Here is a 1,528-nt window from a genome sequence, read left to right on the forward strand (position 1 = left end):
ACCCTAATGGGGGTGGATCGGCGTCCTGCAGGGGATGCTGGTTTGTGTGAGCCTTCCCGGCCGGTGACCACTCCGAGACCCTGAAACGGTGTCGGATTTCTACACGAAGACCGTGGCCCGGCCGGGTAAGGATCACCCGCTAGAACGCTTCTGGGATGTCGTGCCCCCTGAACCATGTGGGGTGAGCACTGATCCATTAGGCCGCGTCAAGGGTGATCACCCCAAGGTTCACACCGACGATCGATCGAGACGACCGAAGACGAGGTGAACGACCGACATGATCTGTGTGGGCAACGACTGGGCGTCGGATCATCACGACGTGTGCGTGATGGATGAACACGGCACCACCCTGGCCACCCGCCGACTACCCGAGAACGCGGCCGGCGTGACGGCGATGCATGACCTGCTCGCCCGGTTCGCCCACGACCCCTCTGAGGTGGTGGTGGGGATCGAAACCGATCACGGCATGTGGGTCGCCGCCCTGGTCGCCGCGGGCTATCAGGTGTATGCGATCAACCCGTTGTCGGTGTCGCGGTACCGCGACCGCCACCATGTCGGGGGCACCAAATCCGATAAGGCTGACGCGAAAACGCTGGCTGATCTGGTGCGGACCGACCGGCACAATCATCGATTGGTCGCCGCCGACACCGTCGAGGTCAAGGCGATCACGGTGATGGCCCGTACGCATCAGAATCTGGTGTGGGCGCGCTCAGCACAACAGAACGTGTTGCGCGCTCAACTGGGCGCCTACTATCCGGCCGCGGTCGATGCCTTCGGCGGCGACCTCGCCCACAAAGACTGCCTGGCGGTGTTGCGTCGCGCTCCCACCCCACGACAGGGAGCGGCACTGACGGTCGCGGCGATCCGATCAGCTCTGAAAAAGGGTGGCCGCCAACGCAATACCGATACCCGTGCCCGCGAGATCCAGCAGGCCCTGCGTGGGGGCGGTCATCTGAGCGCACCGGAGGCACTTACCGCAGCGTATGCGGCGACCGTGACCGTGACGGTGAACATGCTGACGACGCTCAACACCCAAATTGATCAACTGGAAACCAGTATGGCCCAGTCTTTTAGAGCGCATCCGGACGCCGAGATCTACCTGTCCATGCCCGGAGTCGGTGACATCACCGGCGCCCGGATGCTTGGCGAGTTCGGGGACGACCCCGAACGCTATGCCACCGCCAAGTCTCGCAGAAACTATGCCGGCACCTCACCACGGACCATCGCCTCAGGCAAAGGGCACGTCGTGCTGGCCCGCCATATCCGCAACACCCGCCTCAACGCCGCGGCCATGGCGATGGCGCAAAGCGCGCTGACCGGCAGTCCCGGCGCCCGCGTCTACTACGACAGCCTGCGAGATCAGAAGAAGTCCCACCCCCAAGCCTTGCGTGCGCTCGCCAACCGGCTCATCGGCATCCTCCACGGCTGCCTCAAACACCGCACCCTCTACAACGAACACACCGCCTGGAACCACCGCGCCAACCTCGCCGCTTGACACCTTGCACCCCTGGGATGTCTTCGTGGCTCG

1 protein-coding gene is annotated in these 1,528 nt (G+C 64.1%); it reads left to right on the forward strand.

What is annotated here, in order from left to right; translation table 11 throughout:
* Positions 1 to 277 precede the first annotated feature (277 nt).
* Positions 278 to 1,495: an IS110 family transposase gene (locus tag JW364_RS23935; protein ID WP_159369979.1), complete on the forward strand. Its 1,218-nt coding sequence runs from the start codon at positions 278 to 280 to the stop codon at positions 1,493 to 1,495.
* The last annotated feature ends 33 nt before the right edge of the window (positions 1,496 to 1,528 follow it).

Origin of the sequence: Gordonia sp. BP-119 (genome assembly GCF_016924115.1) — a bacterium.
In the GTDB taxonomy this organism is placed as follows: domain Bacteria; phylum Actinomycetota; class Actinomycetes; order Mycobacteriales; family Mycobacteriaceae; genus Gordonia; species Gordonia hongkongensis.